The organism is Pseudomonas sp. Irchel s3f7 (assembly GCF_900187615.1).
Classification (GTDB): Bacteria; Pseudomonadota; Gammaproteobacteria; order Pseudomonadales; family Pseudomonadaceae; genus Aquipseudomonas.
In genome coordinates this window covers 24,160-45,778 of record NZ_FYDO01000039.1, presented here as the reverse complement: position 1 = coordinate 45,778, position 21,619 = coordinate 24,160, and the positions used below count along the sequence as shown (strand labels likewise).

The window sequence follows — 21,619 nt, the reverse complement described above, 5'->3', positions numbered from 1 at the left end:
GATAACGCCATGGACCTGACTTATACCCCCAAGCAAAACGCCTTCCGCGCCGAAGTCCGTGCCTGGCTGGCCGCCAACCTGCCACGCGAGCCCCTGGCGAGCTATGACACCCGCGAAGGCTTTGAACAGCACCGCGCCTGGGAGGCCAAGCTGTTCGAGAGCCGCTGGTCGATGGTGATGTGGCCGGCCGAACTCGGCGGTCGCGGTAGCGACTTGATCGAGTGGCTGATCTTCGAGGAAGAGTATTACGGTGCCGGCGCACCGATGCGAGTCAACCAGAACGGCCAGTTGCTGCTGGGACCAACGCTGATGGAATTTGGCACCCCGGAGCAGAAAAAGCGTTTCCTGCCACGCATGGCCGCCAGCCTGGACATGTGGGCGCAAGGTTGGTCGGAGCCCAACGCCGGTTCCGACATGGCGGCGATCACCAGCAAGGCGCTGCTCGACGGCGATCATTACGTGATCAATGGGCAGAAAACCTGGTCGACCCGGGCGATCTACGCCGACTGGCTGTTCGGCCTGTTCCGCAGCGAGCCAGGATCGGCTCGTCACCACGGCCTGTCGTTCATCATGGTGCCGCTGGACACGCCGGGGGTGAGCATTCGCCCGATCAAGGCGCTCAATGGCAAAGATGCTTTTGCCGAAGTGTTTTTCGACGATGTGCGAGTGCCGGTGGCCAACCGCATCGGTGACCAAGGACAAGGCTGGCACGTGGCAATGGCCACCGCCGGTTTCGAGCGCGGGCTGCTGTTGCGTTCCCCGGCGCGTTTCCAGGCCACGGCCCGCAAGCTGGTCGAACTGTATAAGGCGAACCGCGCCAGTGCCGACCGCGACCCGGGTCTGCGCGAGGCGGTGTTGGAGACCTGGATGGGCGCCGAGGCCTACGCGCTGTCGGCCTATTACACCGTCGGGCGTTTGAGCCGAGGCGAGCAGGTCGGCGCCGAGTCGAGCATCAACAAAATCATCTGGTCGGAGCTGGACCTGAAGATGCACGAGACCGCCATGCGCATTCTCGGCACGCGTGGAGAATTGCTGGACAAGGGCGCGCAGGCAGGTGATGCGGCGGGTTGGCTGGAGGGCTTCCTGTTCGCCCAATCCGGCCCGATCTACGCCGGCACCAACGAAATCCAGCGCAACATCATTGCCGAGCGGATGCTCGGCTTGCCGAAATAAGGAGCCGCCCATGGACTTCACTTTTAACGATGACCAGTTGGCGTTCCGCGAAGCCATCAGTCGTTTCCTGATGACCGAAGCTGCACCGGAAATGCTCAGGGAAATCTGGGAGACCGATGCCGGGCGTTCTCGGGACTTGCGCAACAAGATCGCTGATCAGGGCCTGACCGCCTTGTCGGTGCCCGAGGCTGAAGGTGGCCTTGGCATGGACGATGTGACCTGGGCGCTGATGACCCAGGATCTGGGTTACTACGCCATTCCTGATTCCTTGGCCGACACCGCCTATGTCGCCAGTGGCTTGCTCGCCGCTCTGCCCGCGGGGCATCCCGCCCGCGCCGATCTGTTGCCACGGATCGCCGATGGCAGTTTGCGCATGGCAATCAGTCATCCAGTCAATGCCCTGGTCAGCGACGCGCAACTGGCCGAAGTGTTGATACTCACCGACGGCGACGACATCCACGTGGTGCCGCGAACCGAAGTGGACGTGGAAAACCACCCGAGCATCGATGCTTCGCGACGTCTGGGCCGGGTGAGCTGGACTCCGTCCGCGGCGACCTGCGTGGCCAGCGGCGAGCAGGGTCGGGCTTTGCAGGAACGCCTGTTGGACCGTGGCGCGCTGTCGGTGGCCGGGCAACTGTTAGGGCTGGCGCAGCGCATGCTCGACCTGTCGGTGGACTACGTGGCCCAACGCAAACAGTTCGGCAAACCGATCGGCAGTTTCCAGGCGGTCAAACATCACCTGGCCGACGTGGCCCGTTACATCGAACAGGCCAAGCCGGTGCTGTACCGCGCCGCCCATGCCTTGGCTCGAGGCGAAGACAACGCTGGCGTCTGGGTTTCCCAAGCGCGTCTGGCGGCGAATGAGGCGAGCTGGATTGCCGCGCGCAAAGGCATCCAGGTGCACGGTGCGATGGGGTACACCTGGGAAGTGGATCTGCAAATGTTCATGAAGCGAGCCTGGGCCCTCGATGCGTCCTGGGGGGACCGCGGCTTCCACAAAACCCGTGTCAGCGACTACCTGTTCGCCGACGCCACCGGCCTGGGGCCGGGGCATACTTTCGAGGAATGAGTCATGGCACAGGCCTACATTGTTGATGCACTGCGCAGCCCTACCGGCAAACGCAAGGGAGGGCTGAGCGAGATCCACGCGATTGACCTAGGCGCCCATGTGCTCAAGGCGCTGGTGGAGCGCAATGCGATCCCTGCGGAAGATTATGACGACGTGATATTCGGTTGCGTCGACACCATCGGTTCCCAGGCCGGCGATATCGCGCGCACCAGTTGGCTAGCCGCCGGTTTACCCCTGACGGTGCCCGGCACCACAGTCGATCGCCAGTGCGGGTCGTCGCAACAGGCGCTGCACTTCGCCGCGCAGGCGGTGATGAGCGGCACCCAGGATGTGGTTGCGGTGGGCGGGGTACAGACCATGACCCAGATCCCGATTTCCTCGGCGATGCTCGCCGGCCAGCCGCTGGGTTTTGCTGATCCGTTCTCGGGCAGCGTCGGCTGGCGCGCGCGGTTTGGCCAGCAGCCAGTGAACCAGTTCTACGCGGCACAACGGATTGCCGATCACTGGCAGATCAGCCGCGAGCAAATGGAAGCGTTTGCTTTGCAAAGCCACGAGCGCGCTTTGGCGGCCATCGCCAGTGGCCGCTTTGCCCGGGAAATCGTCAGCTGCCAGGGCCTGGCGGTGGATGAAACCCCGCGCCACAGCAGCCTGGCGAAGATGGCCGAATTGCAACCGGTGGACCCGCAATTTCCCTCGATCACCGCGGCCGTTTCCAGCCAGACCTGCGACGCCTCGGCGGCGTTGCTGGTGGTGTCCGAGGCGGCGCTCAAGCGCTACGACCTGACGCCACGGGCACGGATTCATCAGTTGACGGTGCTCGGTGACGATCCGATCTGGCACCTCACTGCCCCGATTGCGGCTACCCGCCGGGCCTTGGCCAAAAGCGGCCTGAGCATGGCCGACATCGACCGCGTGGAGATCAACGAAGCCTTTGCCTCGGTGGTCATGGCCTGGGCCAAGGAGCTGGATTACGACCCTGCGCGCACCAACGTCAATGGCGGTGCGATTGCCCTCGGCCATCCGTTGGGCGCGACCGGCGCACGACTGATGACCACGCTGCTCAACGAACTGGAATGCAGCGGTGGCCGCTATGGCTTGCAAACCATGTGTGAAGGCGGCGGCCAGGCCAACGTGACCATTATCGAACGCTTGTGATTTTTTTGCCGGCCGCCGCTTCGGGCGTGCGGCCATCCATTTTTTAAGGAGTCAAACATGGCTATGTGTGCAGACCGCACCGTGATCATCACCGGGGCCGGCGGCGGACTCGGTCGCGCCTACGCCCTGGCGTTCGCTGCGCAAGGGGCCAACGTGGTGGTCAACGATATTCGCGCCGAGGCTGCAGAAGATGTGGCAGGTGAGATTCGCGCCAACGGTGGTCAGGCGATTGCCAACAGCGACGACATTACGACCCTGGCCACCGCGCAGCGCATCGTCGATGCAGCATTGGCGGCGTTCGGTGAAGTGCATGTGCTGATCAACAATGCCGGGGTGTTGCGCGACCGCATGTTCATCAGCCTCAGTGAAGAAGACTGGGACATGGTTATGCGCGTCCATCTCAAGGGGCATTACTGCCTGGCCAACATCCTGGGCCGACGCTGGCGCGACCTGACCAAGGCCGGTACACCGGTCGACGCGCGGATCATCAACACCAGCTCCGGCGCCGGCCTGCAAGGCTCGGTGGGACAGTCCAATTATTCGGCGGCCAAGGGCGGCATTGCTTCACTGACCCTGGTGCAAGCGGCGGAACTGGCTCGCTACGGCGTCACCGCCAACGCGCTGGCACCGGCCGCACGCACCTCGATGACCGAGGGCGCCATGCCCGACGTGGTGAAAAAACCCGAGGACGGCAGCTTTGATGCTTGGGCCGCGGAAAACGTTGCGCCGCTGGTGGTGTGGCTGGGAAGCCCTGCGTCGGCTCACGTCAGCGGTCAGATCTTCGAAAGTCAGGGCGGGCGAATTTCCCTCGGTGACGGCTGGCGCACCGGCGTCACTCGCGACAAAGGTGCGTTGTGGCAGGCAGAAGAAATCGGCGCGGCAGTGGATGCGATCCTCGCCGAAGCGCCGAAGGCGCAGAAAGTCTGGGGCACTTGAAGCCCCGCCTCACTCGCGGACTCACTCGATCAACTGTAGGAGCTGGCTTGCCAGCGATGGCGACCTCACAACCGACCCATCTCTGGCAGCTGTACCCGATCTACTGTAGGAGCTGGCTTGCCAGCGATAGCGGCCTGACAGCCGACCTGGATTTTGACCGAGTAAATATCCATTCCTGCGGTAACGGCTACTTACGGTTCCGCTCTTACAGCGGGTCACTTGGAAAAGCCCCAAGTAACCAAGGGCTCTTGCCCCTTTCGTTCGGTGCCTCGCTGTGGCTCGGCATACCCTCGCTCCGGTCCTGCTCCGTGGGCCCGCCGCGATCGGCCATCCATGGCCGTGCGCGGCTAACCCGGCATCCATGCCGGGTTGCCCACTGCGCAGAACCTGCGCTCGGCCTCTCGATGGGGCAAGAAGATCAAAAGCCAAAGCCAAAGCCAAAGCGAGGCAGCCTACGGGCCGGCCTGATCTCTGGTGAACGCATCCCCCTGTAGGAGCTGGCTTGCCAGCGATAGCGGCCTGACAGCCGACCTGGATTTTGACCGAGTAAATATCCATTCCTGCGGTAACGGCCACTTACGGTTCCGCTCTTACAGCGGGTTACTTGGAAAAGCCCCAAGTAACCAAGGGCTCTTGCCCCTTTCGTTCGGTGCCTCGCTGTGGCTCGGCATACCCTCGCTCCGGTCCTGCTCCGTGGGCCCGCCGCGATCGGCTATCCATGGCCGTGCGCGGCTAACCCGGCATCCATGCCGGGTTGCCCACTGCGCAGAACCTGCGCTCGGCCTCTCGATGGGGCAAGAAGATCAAAAACCAAAGCCAAAGCGAGGCGGCCTACGGGCCGACCTGATCTCTGGTGAACGCGTCCCCCTGTAGGAGCTGGCTTGCCAGCGATGGTGGCCTGACAGCCGACCCATCTCTGGCAGCTGTACCCGATCTACTGTAGGAGCTGGCTGCCAGCGATAGCGGCCTGACAGCCGACCTGGATTTTGACCGAGTAAATATCCATTCCTGCGGTAACGGCCACTTACGGTTCCGCTCTTACAGCGGGTTACTTGGAAAAGCCCCAAGTAACCAAGGGCTCTTGCCCCTTTCGTTCGGTGCCTCGCTGTGGCTCGGCATACCCTCGCTCCGGTCCTGCTCCGTGGGCCCGCCGCGATCGGCTATCCATGGCCGTGCGCGGCTAACCCGGCATCCATGCCGGGTTGCCCACTGCGCAGAACCTGCGCTCGGCCTCTCGATGGGGCAAGAAGATCAAAAACCAAAGCCAAAGCGAGGCGGCCTACGGGCCGACCTGATCTCTGGTGAACGCGTCCCCCTGTAGGAGCTGCCGAAGGCTGCGATCTTTTGATCTTGCTAGCACCGCAGTGTATCCGTTGCACCACGTCATCCTTCTCCACCTTCATACCCCATTTTGACGATGCGCCCGCATCGCTCCCTCCGTACAACTGCAGCGTATTGATTTCTTCGGAGGTAGACGCTGTGAAACAAGCCCCCCCTTATGTGCCTGGTCATCAACTGCTGGCTGGAAAAACGGTGCTGATTACCGCTGCCGCCGGCGCTGGCATCGGTTATTCGGCGGCCCGCCGCAGTGCTGAGGAAGGCTGTCGAGCGCTGATGATTTCCGATGTGCATTCGCGGCGCCTGGAAGACGCAGTGGAGCGCCTCAAGGCCGAGACTGGTCTGCAGGCGATTTATGGCCAGCTGTGCAATGTCACTGTCGAAGACGAAGTCCAGGCCCTGGTGGCTGCCGCCGAAGAGGCGTTGGGCGGGGTCGATGTGCTGATCAACAACGCGGGCTTGGGTGGTCAAAAGCGCGTGGTCGAGATGAGTGACGAAGAATGGTTGCGGGTGCTGGATGTGACCTTGACCGGTACCTTCCGCATGACGCGGGCGATGTTGCCGCACATGCAGCGCCGTGGTTCGGGCGCCATCGTCAACAACGCCTCGGTGCTCGGTTGGCGGGCACAGAAGGAACAAGCCCATTACGCCGCCGCCAAGGCCGGGGTGATGGCGCTGACCCGCTGCAGTGCGCTTGAAGCCGCCGAGTTTGGTGTGCGCATCAATGCGGTATCGCCATCGATTGCCCTGCACGACTTCCTCAAGAAAGCCTCCAGTGAAGAGTTGCTAGCCAGTCTCGCCGGGCGTGAGGCGTTCGGTCGCGCCGCCGAAGTCTGGGAAGTGGCCAACGTGATGATGTTCCTAGCCAGCGACTATGCCTCCTACATGGTCGGCGAAGTGCTGTCCGTCAGTTCGCAACAGGCTTGAGGACTCAATCATGAGTCACGTTTTCAGCAGTGCCCAGGCGTTGCTTGCGGCCGAAGGCCTGGACCTGGGCCACACCGAATGGCTGACCATCGACCAGCAACGCATCGACCTGTTCGCCGAAGCCACCAGTGATCACCAGTGGATTCATGTCGACCCGGTGCGTGCCGCCAGCGGTCCTTTCGGTGCCTGCATTGCCCACGGCTACCTGACTCAGTCCCTGGCCAATCTGTTCATGCCGCAGCTGATGACCATCGAAAACATGGCCATGGGCGTCAACTACGGCAGCGACCGGGTGCGCTTCCCTGCACCGGTCAAGGTCGACTCGCGAGTGCGCGGCAGCGGCCAGATCATCCGCGCCGAAACCCTAGGCGACGCCGTGCAACTGGTGGTGCGCATGACCATGGAAGTCGAGGGCCAGACGCGCCCGGGCTGCGTGATCGACACCATAAGCCGCTACACCTTCAACCCAATTTCCGAGTGAGTTGCCCATGGACCTGAATGAAGTTGTCATCGTCGCCACCGCCCGTACCGCGCTGGCCAAGTCGTTTCGCGGATCCTTCAACGATACCGAGGCCCCGGTGCTGGGCGGCCATGTCGTGCGCGCGGTGGTCGAGCGCGCCGGCATCGAGCCGGCTGACGTCGAGGATGTGATCATGGGCGCGGCGGTCCAGCAGGGCACCCAGGCCTACAACATCGGTCGGCTCTGTGCCTACACCGGTGGATTGCCGGACAGCGTGCCGGGTATGGCTCTGGACCGGATGTGCGCTTCCGGCCTGATGAGTATCGGTGTGGCAGCGAAGGGCATCATGACCGGCGAGATGAACATCGCCATCGGCGGCGGCGTGGAATCCCTGTCGCTGACCCAGACCAAACACAAGAACAGCTTTCGCGCGCAGTCTGAAGCCGTGCTGCAGGTGATGCCCAGCGCCTACATTCCGATGATCGAAACCGCCGAGATTGTCTCGCGCCGCTATGGCATTAGCCGCGCCGCCCAGGATGAATACTCGCTGCAAAGCCAGCTACGCACCGCTGCCGCCCAGCGTGATGGCCTGTTCGACGAGGAAATTGTCGGCCTGAGCGTCGACAAGCTGCTGTTCGCCGCCGATGGCCAGCCCAATGACCATGAACGCGTGGAGGTCCTGCGCGACGAGTGCAACCGGCCCAATACGCGCCTGGAAGATCTGGCCGGATTGAAGCCGGTGTGGAAGGACGGCAAATGGATCGAGCAGGGCGAGTTCGTCACCGCTGGCAACGCCTCGCAATTCTCCGACGGTGCCGCGGCCAGCCTGCTGATGAGCCGCGCCGAGGCCAAGCGTCGGGGACTGACGCCGCTGGGCATCTACCGCGGTATTGCCGTGGGCGGCTGCGCGCCAGAAGAAATGGGCATCGGCCCGGTGATCGCCATTCCCAAGCTGCTCAAGCGATTTGGCTTGGGGGTCGCGGACATCGGTCTGTGGGAGATCAACGAGGCCTTTGCCAGCCAAGTGTTGCATTGTCGCGATGCGCTGCAGATCCCGGCTGATCGCCTGAACGTGAATGGTGGGGCGATTGCCATCGGGCATCCTTTCGGTATGTCCGGCGCGCGGATGGTCGGCCACGCCTTGCTCGAAGGACGGCGGCGCGGTGTGCGCTATGTGGTCATTGCCATGTGCATCGGTGGCGGCATGGGCGCCGCAGGCCTGTTCGAACTGCCGTGAGGCGAGCGGAGCGCCGCGCCGTCGCGATTCAATCCATGGGGGCCCGCTGGTCGGGCCCGCTGCTGGGGAATGGTTATGCAAAGTCACATGCCCAATGCACAGGTCCTGGCGCAAATGGGCCTGGAGCTGGCCGAGTACGAACGGATTATCGGCAACATCTACGAAGCGGCGATGAATACTCGCTGCCTGAGCGACTCGTTGCGCGAGATCCGCGCATTGTTCAAGGCCAATTTCGTTACCCTGATCCTGCGGGTCCAGGACGAGCCGCTGTTGTCACCGATGGTGGTTGCCGGTGATATCGAACTGGGGCAGGGCGGGATTAACCATTATGCCTACTACGCCAAATCCACCCTGTTCGAAGGCTTGCCCACCGACACCGTGTTCACCATCGATGAACTGATGAGCGATGCCGAGTGGGCCAGTTCGGCGTTTTACCTGCTGTACTGCCAACCCTACGATTGCTACCACATGCTCGGTGCCGATATCCGCATGCCGGATGGCGGCACGGTGCGCTTTCGGATCAATCGGCCGCAGGGTCAGCCGGCTTTCAGTGAGACCGAGCGGGCCATGTGCGCCATGTTGTTACCGCACCTGCGCCGGACCTTGCACCTGTATTCGCAGCTCGACCGCAGTGAGTCCCTCGGCAGTCTGTATTCGCAGACGATCAGCCGCCTCGCGGTGGCGACCATCGTGCTCGATGAAAACGGCAGCGTGGTGCAACTCAATCCCGTGGCCCGGGACATTCTCGACAGTCAGGACGGCCTCAAGGTGGTGGGCGGTCGGCTGGAGGCCACGTATCCCAGTGACAATCGTGAATTGACTCGCCTGGTGCGAAATGCTTTTCAGCGAGCCAGGCAGGGTGTCGGCAAGGGTGTGCAGGTGGCCGAGGCGACGTCGATTTCCCGTCCTTCCGGACAGGTCAGCCTGGGGGTTGTGGTGGAGTTGATCCCCTCCCGGGATCTGCTCGAAGGCAACGGCAAGCCGACGGTGGTGGTGTATGTGCGCGATGCGGTGAGCAAGTCGCTGGTGAGTACGGTGTTGACGTCGCAACTGTACAACTTGACCCCGGCGGAAACTGCACTGGCCCTGGAACTGGCCAACGGTCTGTCGTTGGAGGAAGCCTCGGAACTGCTCAATATTCGCCGTAACACCGCGCGTGCGCACTTGCGTTCGATTTTCTCCAAGACCGGTGTGCGGCGCCAGACCGAGCTGGTGCGGATCATGCTCAACAGCGTGGTGGCGCTGGGTGCGCCACAGCCGGCCGGGGCCCGGTTGTGAGGTGCGGCTGCGTAAAAATGCGTTAGTCCGTGCGGACGATGCTGCCGGGTTCCTGGGCTGTCGATACTGGGCAACCGTTGTCGAACCTAAGGAGAATAAAAATGACCGGCAGTAATCAGTCCCCTGGCTGGGCCTTGGTGTTGTTATTGGGGTGCAGTGCCATCGGCACGGTGCACGCCGCACCGGAAGACATCCCGCGCTTGGGCAACGACTTGACGTGCCTGGGCGCGGAAAAGGCCGGCAATGCCGACGGTAGCATTCCAGCGTTCAGCGGCAAGTGGCTGGGTGCACCGCCCCACGTCGATTTCAAGGGCACGGGCAACCATCCGGTGGATCCGTACCCGGACGAAAAGCCGCTGTTCGTGATCACCGCGCAGAACATTGCGCAATACAGCGACTACCTGTCCGACGGCCAGAAAGCGCTGTTCAAGCTGTACCCGGGCACTTACAAAATGCCGGTCTATCCCTCGCATCGGGATTTTCGTTACAACGACGCGGTCTGCCAGGCCACGCGTGAAAACGCCAGTGTCGCGCGTTTGGTGGATGACGGCGAAGGCGTGGTCGGCAAGACCGGCGGCACACCGTTCCCAGTACCGCGCAGCGGCCTGGAACTATTGAAAAACGCCTCGACGTTTACCTTGCGCGCCTGGACCGAGGAATATGTCTCGGATAACGCCTACGTGCTCAAGGACGGCAACATCAACTGGGGTCGCGTGCATTCGCGCAACCTGGCGCCGTCGCTGGAGCCGGGCAAGATTGGCGAAACCTCCGGCAACTCGTCGTTCTATCTCAACGAGACCTTGCTGCCGCAACGGGACAAGGGCGAGATCAATACCGGCACCGAGTTCTGGAACGATAAGACCGAACCGCGCCAGGCCTGGCGTTACGATCCCGGCACCCGCCGTGTGCGTCAATCGCCGGGTTATGGTTTCGACATGTCGTTCCCTGGCAGTGGTGGCTCGATCACGGTGGACGAAGTGCGCCTGTTCAACGGTTCGGGCCAGCGCTACGACTGGAAGATCGTCGGCAAGCGCGAGATGTACATTCCCTACAACACCTATCGCCTGCACGCGGGCAATCTTAAGTACGCCGACCTGCTGACCCCCGGCCACATCAATCCCGACGTCATGCGCTATGAGCGTCATCGTGTTTGGGAGCTGGAAGGCACTCTCAAACCCGGGTATCGCCACTTGTATGGCAAACGCAAGTTGTATGTCGACGAAGACACCTGGTTCCCGATGCTCGCCGACAATTACGACAACCGTGGCGAGCTGTGGCGTACCTCAATGGTCAACTACTTCTACGCCTACGAAAGCCAGCGCCAGCAAGCAGGCGTCGGCCTGTATTACGACCTCAATGCCGGCAGCTACCTGGCGTTCAACCTGATCAACGAGCAGCGCAACGGTTACCTGTTGAACAAACCCGGTTTCAGTCCCCGCGACTTTGGTCCGGAAGCCGCTCGGCGCTTCGGCCAATAACCCTCAAGCACGGCGCCCGTCGGGCCATGGGCGCCGATTGAGAGTGGCTCGCATTTGATCTAGTCCAACTGAAGGATGATCTGCTTGCGCGACTCCTCAATGATGTTCGCCATGGGATCACCCTGTATTTCTTGGGGGCATTGCCTGCCCCGAAGTCTGCACTCGAGGAACAATAACAATGACGAAACTCGCTGAAATCAACATCGAGAACGCCCAGCGTACCCACCGTTACGCGCGCGGCTGGCACTGTCTGGGCAATGCCAGCGATTACCGCGATGGCAAACCCCATACCCTGGAAGTCTTCGGCACCCGCCTGGTGGCCTTTGCCGACAGCCAGGGCACGATCAGTATTCTGGATGCCTATTGCCCGCACATGGGCGCGGACCTGTCCCAGGGCACCATCGAAAACGACAAGCTGGTCTGCCCGTTCCACCATTGGAAGTACGACACTGGCGGTAAGTGCGTAGAGATTCCTTACTGCAAACGCATTCCACCCAAGGCCAAGACCCGCAGCTGGTTGACCTGCGAGGAAAACAACCTGCTGTTCGTCTGGAACAACCCCGAAGGCCGCCCGCCAAAAGAGGGCGTGATCATTCCACATATGCCTGAGATGGATGATCCGGATTGGGTTCATGACTGGAACATCGACACCATGCACATCGAAACCAACCCACGGGAGTTGGTTGATAACCTGGTAGATGCCCAGCACTTCGGGCCGGTGCACGGGACGCCGACGAAGTATTTCGCCAATGTGTTCGAAGGGCATATCGGCCATCAGATTTTCCATGGCGATTCCGAACGCCTGGGCGGTGACCTGATCGCGCCATCGGCTTACTACGGCCCGGCCACGCACTTCACGCACATCAGCTCGATGTTCGGCGACGTGCGCATCCACGCGATTTTGCTTAACAGCCACGTACCGGTGACGCCGAACAGCTTCGACCTGCGCTTTGGTTGCATGGTCAAGCGCGTACCAGGCTGGACTGAAGAACAAAACCAGGAAGTGGCCAAGGCCTATGTCCAGGGCAACCGCGACTCGTTCTATCAGGACGTGGTGATCTGGAAGCACAAGATCCGTATCGACAAGCCGGTGCTGGCAGAAACCGACGGCCCGGTTTACCAGCTGCGCGAGTGGTACGAGCAGTTCTTCACCAATGAGGACGACGTGCCGGCATTCATGGCCGAGCGTCGCGAGTTCATTACGGTCGACGAGCGTTGACAGAGCAACAAGGCGCCTTCCCGCGATAAGCATTTGTCCTCGAAGGCGCCGCGCGCGGCGGCACTGCCACCCTGCAAGGCATGGCAGTGGAGCAGGTCGGATTCAAAGGTCATGAGAGCACTGACAATGAAAATAAAAAGTCTTCTTGCCTATGTCGTCCCCTTGTTTGTCCTGTTTTCCCTGGTGGTGACCGTGCAGGTTTCGGTACCGCCGGAATCCCCCAGCGTCCTGGCCTGCAAGCGTTATGCGAGCTGTGTCGCGATGAGTTCGAGTGTCCCGAACTGGCTTAATCTCCGTTAGGTAACGGTTATTGATCCTTGTCTACATCCACTTCCTTCCAACTGGCATCCGGATCGAAGCGCTTCATCGCTTGCCCGATTTTTTCTCCATCGGGCCCCAGGTCCTTCTCGAACACCTGACCTTCATGACTGATCATGAAGCTCATCACTCCGGTGTCGTTGTATTTCGCTGGCCAGGCGATCAGCGCAAAACCTCGGCTCATCTTGTCGCCGATGAGATAGTTATAGGCGCCACCGGGCGCCGAAGGGCCCTGGCCTTTAAGGATGCGAAAGCGGTAGCCGCGCCATTCTTCGTCGGCAATGGCTCTGCCGAACGAAGGCCCGAGCGGGCTGATCTGGCCGCTGCCGTCGTCTGCCCAGTAGAGTCCGTCGTGCTTGCCTTCGGTGCTGAAGATTTTCTGTGCGTATTCGAGGGCGCCGTCACCGTCACGGTCCACTGCCGCGTAGTCCATCTGGGCATCGTGATAGGCCAGCACCGATTGCACCGCGTTAAGCTCGTTGCGGCCAATTCGACGTGCACGGATTTCGGCACTGCCGGCCTTCGTGTCGAAGCGCCAGCCATTGGCGTCTTCGACCAACGGAATAGGCATTGTCCAGTGGTCTGCACCGACGTCCAGAACAGCCTTTCGATCACCGGTTTTTTCAATCCGGTGTTGCTCGCGGTAATGCTGCAAAAATGCATCCACGTCTTTGCGCTGTACGCCTTCGCGCGGGATGAAGCTGTGCCATTCGCTGCCCAGCAACTCTGTCAGGCGTGCCTGGTCGGCGTGCTCCGTGCCCAATGCTTCGACGAACGCTTCGACAGCCTTTTCTGGCGTTGGAAATACCTGCTGTGCCGATGCGATACACGACCACAGCAAGCCGGCCGTCAGCGCAAGCACCTGAGGGAGCGAGCCCATGAGTCGTTTCACTTGAGGATGATTTTTCAACGGCGGCCCCCCCTTTGACGCGATGGTGGATTGGACGGCCGACTGACCTGCTGACCGGCCGATCGCGAGGCTTGGGGACGTTGGGCAGAGGCCTGGCTGGCCCGGCCACGGTTGGCCTGAGCTTGAGTCCTCGACGGTGAGCGGGCGCCGGCGAACGCATTGTTGCGGGCACTACCGGTACTGGCTTTGGGCCGCTTTTGGCTGGCTTGCCGCGTTTGCGCTTGACCGTCTCTACGCTGATTCAACTGAGAGGACTGATTTCTCTGTTGCTGATTATCCCGAGTATTTCTGGCCGTGCCCTGGCTTCTGTCAGCCGTTCTAGGCCGGTCTGCTCCTGCTTGTGCCCGATTTCTGTCCGAGGTTCCGGCTTGGGCTCTGCGTGCTTGGTCACGGGCTTCGAGGTTGCTGGTGGGCGGTCTTTCGATACCGGCCCGGTCCATGGAACTGCGGGCGTTTTCACGAGCCTGGGCACGTTGGGCGTTGTCGCCTCGGTAGGCTTCACGCTGATTCGCACCGTTGAGTTGGCGACCGTACTGTTCCCGGCTCTTGCCGTCGCGATAAGGCACGCCGTTGCGGTGAACCGGGTTGTGTTCCCAGTTACCGTTGTTGATTCGATTGTTGGCATTGATGTTGTTGTAACGGTCGACGTCGATGTCGACGTCGTTATCGTCCCAGTCACATTCGCCCCACAACGCCCCAACGATAGCCACACCGGTCCCGAATGCCAGCCCGGCCATCAAAGCCTGACCTGGGTAATACGCAGGTGGCGGTGGATAGTACGCGGGAGGTGACGCCGGGTAAGCCCAGGTGCCGTACGTGGTTGTCGGGTTATAGGTGGGCACGTACACCACCTGCGGATCGGCGGGCTGAATGATGATGGTAGAGCTGCTGGCGGGGGCTGGAGCAGGGGCTTCCTGTGCGGGGGCCGGCGCCGGTGCGGGACTATTCTGGATGGTCACGTTCTGATATTGATTGCTCTGCAGGTTGCCTGCCGCCTGCGCCTGATGACGCAAGCGTTGCACGCCCTGCATGACATCGTCGGGCTGTGCCAGGAAGGCATCCCCCAGGCGTTGTACCCAGACGGGATCTTGCCCCAGCGTTGCCAGAACCTGAGGGAAAGCGACCAGGGCCTGCACGCTCGGATCCCAGGGCTGGCTCGCCACTTGTTTGACCGCATCGTCGCCCTTGGCGTCCGGATGAGCCTTCGACCAGGCTACCGCCTCCGTGATCTCGCCGGGGTAGGTGGTTGCCATCAGTACCTGGGCCAGCAACGGGTCCGGGTAAAGCGCAATGGGTGCCAGCATCTGATCCAACTGTTCCTGGGTAAACACCGGGGTTTTGGCCAACGCCGCGGCGGGTGCCGGGCTGACGACGTTGGCGGGTGCGGTCGTTGACTGCGCCAGGCAGGTGGATCCGCTCAAAAACAGTACAGCTGACAACGTGTAAAGGACTGGAATGCGCATTGCACCCCCTATGTGGTCAGGCAGGCTTGAAGTGAGTGGATCAATGTCAGGCAGGCAAAAACCAACCCTGCGAGCCCTTGAGCTTAGCTTCAATGCGGTTTTTTGAAGGGCGTAAACAAACAATTTTTGCCAATGATGCATTGCCGCACTGATTTGAGCGGTTGGCGCAAAGATTCACGGGTGTTTACGGGAGGCAACGGGAGGGCGAAATGTGCGCAGAAGAGGTCGATTCCTGCCAATACCCTCTGACAGGAATCGATCTCAAAGAAGTCAGCGCTTGATAAGGGAAATCTTCGTACCCTCGATACTGATCCCGGCCATCAACCCTTGTTGGTCGAAGATGAAGGCATAAGCGTCGTCTTTGATCGTCGAGCTGGACAGGTTTTTCGCAACCCCTTCATCCACCACGACAACGGTGGGGCCTACACCGATTTCCCAGCCTTTGGTTTCGGTGATGTATTTCAATGCCTTGTCGGTCATCAGAAACACCGCATAGCCATACGACTGGGCGCCGGCCTGCAGCCCCCACGACCCGCTGACCGAGTTGTAATAGTTCTCTACTTTAGTGCCCTTCATCAGCACGCCTTCGCCATAGCTGCCACCGAACACGAGTCCTGCTTTGATGATTTTCGGGAAGACCAGTATGGCTTTGGCCTGGCGTGAGAGGGTTTCGGCAGTTGGATTGCTCTTGTAGAGCAGTTGCAACGCTTGGCGAGCGTCGGCATTCAGGTCCTCGGCACTGGCCGCTGCTGCAGTGTTCAGCAGACTTGCCGATGCCAGTGTTGCAACCGCGAGGAAGAACGACAGAAAGTACCGCATTGATTGAGTCATTTCCGTACTCCGAAGAGGGAGCATTGGATGCAAGGCAGCGATCAGCACCTGCCTCAGACAGGGACCGAGTTCGCTGAACGTTATCCGGCGCACCCTACAGTGTGTGAAATGCAGCTTCGCGCTTGAATGAGGCCCAGGGCCGCTGATCCATCGCGATGCCATCACCTGTTATGACCACCGGGCAATGTGCGGGTTCGTGTTCAAATGGTTTTTCATCAGGATTGGGTGCCTGGCGCCAGATTACATGGTGCTCAGCGCGTGCCGCGATCATCCGGCGTTGCTTGTTTTACGCGTTTGATCGCCGTTCAACGTTGAAGGATCGTTCCCACGGCGTGGGAACGATCTCTGAGGCGGGTTTAGTCCTCGCGCTTCACCACCAGCGTCAGGATGTCATAGCTGGCCACCAGCTCTCCCAACTGGTTGGTGACTTCCACGTCCCACGCCACCACCCCTTGCGGGATGCCTTGCGGGCTAGTCTTGCCCTGGTCGATCTTGCGCTTGCAGGTCAGGCGCGCCTGGATGGTGTCGCCGATGCCCACCGGGTTGATGAAGCGCAAAGTGTCCAGGCCGTAGTTGGCCAGTACCGGGCCGACGCCAGGGGAGACGAACAGACCGGCTGCCGCCGAGAGCACGAAGTAACCGTGGGCGATGCGCTTGCCGAATTGCGATTCCTTGGCCGCGATATCGTCGAAGTGCATATAGAAGTGGTCGCCCGACAGGCAGCCGAAGTTCACCAGGTCCGCTTCGGTGACGGTGCGACGGTGGGTCAGCAGCGACTCGCCGATCTGCAGGTCCTGGAAGTGGCGGCGGAACGGATGGACTTCAGTCTCGATGACTTTCGCGCCACGGACGAATTCGCCGGTGACTGCTGCCAGCATGGTTGGCGAGCCTTGCACCGCTGCACGTTGCAGGTAGTGCTTCACTGCTCGCAGGCCGCCGAGTTCTTCACCACCGCCAGCACGTCCCGGGCCGCCATGCTTGAGTTGTGGCAGCGGCGAGCCGTGGCCGGTGGATTCGCCAGCGGACTCGCGATCCAGCACCAACAGACGACCATGCAATGCGGCCGCTACCGGGATGGCTTTGGCGGCGATTTTCGGGTCTTTGGTGATCAAACTCGCCACCAGGCTGCCTCTGCCGCGTGCGGCCAGGGCCAGTGCTTCGTCCAGATCGTCGTAGGCCATCAGGGTGCTAACCGGGCCGAACGCTTCGATATCGTGGGCGCCGCCTTCGGCGTGTGGGTCACGGGCCTGCAACAGGGTCGGGGCGAAGAACGCGCCTTTGTCGACATTTTCACCGCGCGGTTCGAAACCGTCGCGGGCACCGAACAGCATGTCGCTGCTCTGCAACAGCGCTTCCAGACGTTCGCTCACGTCTTTCTGCTGATCGTGGGAAGCCAGTGCGCCCATGCGCACGCCTTCCACCGACGGGTCGCCGACCACGACTTTGGCCAGACGAGCGCGCAGGCGGGTAGCCACGGCGTCGATGTGCTTGGCCGGGACGATGGCGCGGCGGATGGCGGTGCATTTCTGCCCGGCCTTGGTGGTCATTTCCCGGGCGACTTCCTTGATGAACAGCTCGAACTCTTCGTCATCCGGGGTCACGTCCGGAGCGAGGATTGCGCAGTTCAGCGAGTCGGCTTCGGCGTTGAACGGTACCGAATTGCGGATCAGGTTCGGGTTGACCCGCAGCTTGGCCGCGGTGTCGGCGGAACCGGTGAAAGTCACCACGTCCTGGCCTTGCAGACGGTCGAGCAGGTCGCCGGTGCCACCGATGATCAATTGCAGGCTGCCCGCCGGCAACAGGCCGGATTCGTCCATCAGGCGGACCACGGCTTCAGTCAGGTAACTGGTGGCGCTGGCCGGTTTGACGATGCACGGCATGCCGGCAAGGAAGCTCGGGGCGAATTTTTCCAGCATGCCCCAGATCGGGAAGTTGAACGCGTTGATGTGCACGGCCAGGCCGCCGCGTGGCACCAGAATGTGCGTACCGGCGAAGGTGCCCAGTTTGCTCAACTGCATCGCCGGGCCTTCGTGGACGACGTTGCCCGACGGCAGTTCACGGGAACCGAGGCTGGCGTAGGTGAACAACGTGCTGTTACCGCCTTCGATGTCGATCCAGCTGTCGGCCCGGGTTGCGCCGCTGTGGTGGGAAATCGCGTAGAGCTGTTCCTTGCGCTCGCTCAGGTACAGGGCCAGGGCCTTGAGACGCTGGGCGCGCTGCTGGAAGTCCAGCGCCATCAAGCCGCTGATGCCTTGGCGGCGGCCATGCTCGATGGCTTCGGCGAAATCCGGGCGCTCTTCGTGGGTACGGGCGATTTCATGGCCGTCGATGGCACTGCGCAGCACTTGCGCGCCCTGTTGGCCGATCCAGCGACCAGCGATGAAACTCTGCAGGGTAGGGGCATGCGGGGTAGGGGCGTGAGACATCACGATTGCTCCTGATTGTGAAAAGTGTAAGTGCGGCCGCAGCCGCACTGTTTCGGAATTACCAAAGCGCCAGGGTGTAACCGACGATCAAGCGGTTCTCATCGATGTCGGTCGTCAAGCCATTACCGGAACGGAAGGTCACGTTGCGCCAGCGCAAGCTGACGTCCTTGAACGGGCCGCTCTGGATGACATAACTGATGTCGGTGTCGCGCTCCCATTCGCTGCCGTTGTCGACCCTGCCCGCCTTGACATGGCTGCCGTCGGTGTAGCGGGTCATGAAGGTCAGGCCGGGAATGCCTTGCGCCGCGAAGTCATAGTCGTAACGCAGTTGCCAGGAGTCCTCTTCGGCGCGGGTGTAGGTGTTGTAGGTCACCAGGTTGACCACGTACGGATCGCCACCGTTGAGAAACGGGAAGGCGCTGTCGCCGGACAATTGCTGGTAGGTCGCGCTGACCTTGTGGGCGCCGTGGGACACGGTGAACATGCTGTTGAAGTTGCGGTTGTCGATGCGTCCGGCCTTTTCGGCGCCATCGCCGCGACTGTCGAAGTAGCGTATGTCGCTGCGCAGGTTGAAGCCGCTGCCCAAAGGTTGCATATGCACCAGCCCGACGAATTGCTGGCGATAGATCTGTTCAAGCTTGCCGTAGTAGTAGCTCACGTTCAGTTGCGGGCTGAATGCGTAGCTGCCTCCGCCGAAATCGAAGTGATCACTGCTGGCGGCGCCGTAGCCGATGTCATCGTTGCTGGAAGAATCCCGCAGGTTGGCCTTGGTCAGACGTCCGGCGTTCAGGGTCAGGCCATTGATGTCCTGACTCGTCAACAAGCCGCCCTCGAAGGTCGAGCTCAAAAGGCGTGTGTCGTTATAGGTCGCGACCGGCAGCAAGGGTTGCAGGGTGCCGAGTTTCAATACGCTTTTGGATACGCGCAGTTTGCCGGTCAGCCCCAGTTCGCTGTACTCGTCGTCGGGCTCATGGCTCTGCGGGCCGAACGGCAGCAGCCCGGTGCCACGGCGATCAGGACTGGAGTCGAGCTTGAGCCCCAGTTCGCCCAGTGCGTCGAGACCGACACCGAAAGTACCGTCGGTGAACCCGGACTCGATGCGCGCAGTGAATCCCTGGGCCCATTCTTCGGCCTTGGATTGCGGCGCGTTGTCCTGACGGAAATCGCGATTGATGTAGTGATTGCGCATATCAATGCGGGCCTTGCTGTCGCCGATGAAGTCGGCCATGGCGCAGGGCGCGATCATGGGCAGGCTCAATGCGGCGGCCAGCGAAAACAGTGATTCAAAAGGTGCAGTACGTGCGGGTTTCATTATTTTTATTCCCTACCAACTCATCGGTCGTTATTCAGTGTTTGCTGGCGCCAGAGGCACCAATGCCAGTCATCGAACGGATGAACTGCGCCAGATAACGACCGCGCTCAAGGGCTGCACGGGGCGAGGTATCGGTGACGGAAAACAGCCATGCACTGAAGAACGCCAGGCTCATGGAAAACAGCGCTGGGTTGGAGTAAGGGAACAGCGCCTTGTCGTGATGCAGCACGTTGACCCACACCGCCGGGCTCAGCACCAGCAACACAATCGCCGACACCAGGCCCGCCAGGCTGCCGGTGACGGCGCCACGGGTGGTCAGGCCTTTCCAGTACATCGAAAGGAACAGCACCGGGAAATTCACCGACGCGGCGATGGCCAGCACCAGGCCCGAGAGGAAGGCAATGTTCTGCGATTCGAACAGCAGGCCAAGGATGATCGCCAGCACACCGATGCACAGGGTGGCGATGCGCGAAACGCGGATTTCCTGTTGCTCGGTGGCCTTTCCTTTACGCATCACGCAGGCATACAGGTCGTGGGACACCGCCGAGGCGCCGGACAGTGCCAGCCCGGCCACCACCGCCAGAATGGTGGCGAAAGCGACCGCCGAGATGAAACCAAGGAACAGGTTGCCGCCTACCGCCTGGGCCAGGTGCACGGCGATCATGTTGCCGCCGCCGATGATCGCGCCGTTGGCGTCACGGAACGCCGGATCGGTGCCGACCATGACGATGGCGCCGAAGCCGACGATGATCAGCAGCAAGTAGAAGTAGCCGATAAAACCGGTGGCGTAGAACACGCTTTTACGCGCTTCCTTGGCATCGCTGACGGTGAAGAAACGCATCAGGATGTGCGGCAGGCCGGCGGTGCCGAACATCATTCCCAAGCCCAAAGAAATCGCATCGATCGGATTGGACAGCAAGCCGCCGGGGGCCATGATCGCGTTGCCCTTGGCGTGCACGGCGGTTGCGCCGGCAAACATCGCTTCAGTGCTGAAGCCGAAGTGCTTGAGCACCATGAATGCCATGAAGGTGGTGCCGAACAGCAGCATCACCGCCTTGATGATCTGCACCCAGGTGGTGGCGAGCATGCCGCCGAAGGTCACGTAGAACACCATCAATACGCCGACCAGCATCACGGCGTAGAGGTAGTCGATGCCGAACAGCAATTCGATCAGCTTGCCGGCGCCGACCATCTGCGCCACCAGGTACATCAGGGCCACGGTCAGGGTGCCGAAGGCAGAGGTCAGGCGCACCGGGGTCTGTTCCAGTCGATAGGAAACCACGTCGGCAAAGGTGTACTTGCCCAGGTTGCGCAGGCGCTCGGCAATCAGGAACAGGATGATCGGCCAGCCAGCCAAAACGCCCAGTGCGTAGAGCAAGCCGTCGTAGCCATTGAGGAACATCATCGCGGAGATGCCGAGGAACGAGGCCGCCGAGATCATGTCGCCGGCAATCGCCAGACCGTTCTGGAAACCGGTCATGCCGCCGCCAGCGGTATAAAAATCGCTGGTGGAGCGGGTGCGAAGTGCCGCCCAGCGTGTCACGCCAAGGGTGAACAGCACGAACACCAGGAACATGCCGATGGCGTTCCAGTTCAGTGGGCGGGCGGCGCCGTCGGCGGCCAGCGCAACATCCGTGACAGCCGCCAGCGGCAGCAGGAACAACGCGATAAGGCGGCTCATCGGGCGCACTCCTGCTTGAGTTTTTCATTCAGCGGATCGATCACGTTGTTGGCGCGATAGACATAGAACCCGGTCAGCGCAAAGGCCAGCCCGACAATGACGACACCCACCAGCATGCCCACGGTGGTCACGCCGCCGTTCAGGGATTGGCCGAGGGTAGAAGGGGAGAAAGCCACCAGCAGCACGAAGCCGTAGTAAATCACCAGCATGGCCAGGCTCAGCGACCAGTACAGCTTCTGTTTACGGCGAACCAGCTGGATGAAATCCGGGTGCTGGCGGATGAGTTCTACTTCTTGCGGGCTCATGGGTAGCGTCCTTTTTTTGTTTTTTTTGGGGTGACCACGGTTTTCCCCCTGTAGGAGCCGGCTTGCTGGCGATAAGGCCGGTGAAATCACCGGTGAAATCATT

The 21,619-nt window shown here is 61.4% G+C and carries 17 protein-coding genes; 10 read left to right on the top strand and 7 right to left on the bottom strand.

The window, feature by feature from the left end; all coding sequences use genetic code 11:
• The first annotated feature begins 9 nt into the window (after positions 1-9).
• The 10 genes from CKW19_RS25925 (at position 10) to CKW19_RS25880 (ending at position 12,270) form a co-directional block, all read left to right on the top strand.
• A complete protein-coding gene (locus tag CKW19_RS25925) occupies positions 10-1,173 on the top strand; it encodes an acyl-CoA dehydrogenase family protein (protein ID WP_060543480.1) in 1,164 nt (387 codons plus the stop codon).
• Between the two features lie 10 nt (positions 1,174-1,183).
• A complete protein-coding gene (locus CKW19_RS25920) occupies positions 1,184-2,242 on the top strand; it encodes an acyl-CoA dehydrogenase family protein (protein ID WP_095061054.1) in 1,059 nt (352 codons plus the stop codon).
• 3 nt (positions 2,243-2,245) lie between these two features.
• Positions 2,246-3,397, top strand: coding sequence for an acetyl-CoA C-acetyltransferase (locus tag CKW19_RS25915; protein ID WP_060543482.1), 1,152 nt, complete (start codon positions 2,246-2,248; stop codon positions 3,395-3,397).
• 57 nt (positions 3,398-3,454) lie between these two features.
• Positions 3,455-4,333 carry an SDR family oxidoreductase gene (locus CKW19_RS25910; RefSeq protein ID WP_095061052.1) on the top strand — a complete coding sequence of 293 codons (879 nt, stop codon included), beginning with the start codon at positions 3,455-3,457 and terminating at the stop codon, positions 4,331-4,333.
• A 1,479-nt stretch (positions 4,334-5,812) separates the two neighbouring features.
• A complete protein-coding gene (locus tag CKW19_RS25905; RefSeq protein ID WP_095061050.1) occupies positions 5,813-6,598 on the top strand; it encodes an SDR family oxidoreductase in 786 nt (261 codons plus the stop codon).
• 10 nt (positions 6,599-6,608) lie between these two features.
• Entirely contained in the window at positions 6,609-7,079 is a 471-nt protein-coding gene (locus CKW19_RS25900; RefSeq protein ID WP_095061048.1) for a MaoC family dehydratase, read from the top strand.
• Positions 7,080-7,086: 7 nt separating this feature from the next.
• Positions 7,087-8,295, top strand: a complete 1,209-nt coding sequence (locus CKW19_RS25895; RefSeq protein WP_095061046.1) for an acetyl-CoA C-acyltransferase — start codon at positions 7,087-7,089, stop codon at positions 8,293-8,295.
• A 75-nt stretch (positions 8,296-8,370) separates the two neighbouring features.
• On the top strand, positions 8,371-9,573 hold the full coding sequence (locus CKW19_RS25890; RefSeq protein ID WP_095061044.1) for a helix-turn-helix transcriptional regulator: 1,203 nt from the start codon (positions 8,371-8,373) through the stop codon (positions 9,571-9,573).
• 101 nt (positions 9,574-9,674) lie between these two features.
• Positions 9,675-11,051 carry a DUF1329 domain-containing protein gene (locus tag CKW19_RS25885; RefSeq protein WP_095061042.1) on the top strand — a complete coding sequence of 459 codons (1,377 nt, stop codon included), beginning with the start codon at positions 9,675-9,677 and terminating at the stop codon, positions 11,049-11,051.
• A gap of 178 nt (positions 11,052-11,229) precedes the next feature.
• Positions 11,230-12,270 (top strand): Rieske 2Fe-2S domain-containing protein, encoded by a 1,041-nt coding sequence (locus CKW19_RS25880; RefSeq protein ID WP_095061040.1) that lies wholly within the window; start codon positions 11,230-11,232, stop codon positions 12,268-12,270.
• 307 nt (positions 12,271-12,577) lie between these two features.
• On the opposite strand, the gene CKW19_RS25875 is transcribed toward CKW19_RS25880, so the two are convergent.
• From CKW19_RS25875 to CKW19_RS25845, 7 genes are all read right to left on the bottom strand, one after another.
• Positions 12,578-13,468 (bottom strand): DUF2950 domain-containing protein, encoded by an 891-nt coding sequence (locus CKW19_RS25875; RefSeq protein ID WP_095061038.1) that lies wholly within the window; start codon positions 13,466-13,468, stop codon positions 12,578-12,580.
• A 26-nt stretch (positions 13,469-13,494) separates the two neighbouring features.
• Positions 13,495-14,961: a DUF3300 domain-containing protein gene (locus CKW19_RS25870; protein ID WP_095061036.1), complete on the bottom strand. Its 1,467-nt coding sequence runs from the start codon at positions 14,959-14,961 to the stop codon at positions 13,495-13,497.
• Between the two features lie 270 nt (positions 14,962-15,231).
• Positions 15,232-15,792 carry a YSC84-related protein gene (locus CKW19_RS25865; RefSeq protein WP_095061034.1) on the bottom strand — a complete coding sequence of 187 codons (561 nt, stop codon included), beginning with the start codon at positions 15,790-15,792 and terminating at the stop codon, positions 15,232-15,234.
• 356 nt (positions 15,793-16,148) lie between these two features.
• Positions 16,149-18,218, bottom strand: coding sequence for a phenylacetic acid degradation bifunctional protein PaaZ (gene paaZ, locus CKW19_RS25860; protein WP_095061032.1), 2,070 nt, complete (start codon positions 18,216-18,218; stop codon positions 16,149-16,151).
• 58 nt (positions 18,219-18,276) lie between these two features.
• Positions 18,277-19,530 carry an OprD family porin gene (locus CKW19_RS25855; RefSeq protein WP_095061030.1) on the bottom strand — a complete coding sequence of 418 codons (1,254 nt, stop codon included), beginning with the start codon at positions 19,528-19,530 and terminating at the stop codon, positions 18,277-18,279.
• A gap of 34 nt (positions 19,531-19,564) precedes the next feature.
• Complete coding sequence (locus CKW19_RS25850; protein WP_095061028.1) at positions 19,565-21,211, bottom strand: cation acetate symporter; 1,647 nt, start codon at positions 21,209-21,211, stop codon at positions 19,565-19,567.
• Positions 21,208-21,516 (bottom strand): DUF485 domain-containing protein, encoded by a 309-nt coding sequence (locus tag CKW19_RS25845; protein WP_095061026.1) that lies wholly within the window; start codon positions 21,514-21,516, stop codon positions 21,208-21,210. Before CKW19_RS25845 ends, CKW19_RS25850 begins: the two co-directional genes overlap by 4 nt.
• Between the last annotated feature and the right edge of the window lie 103 nt (positions 21,517-21,619).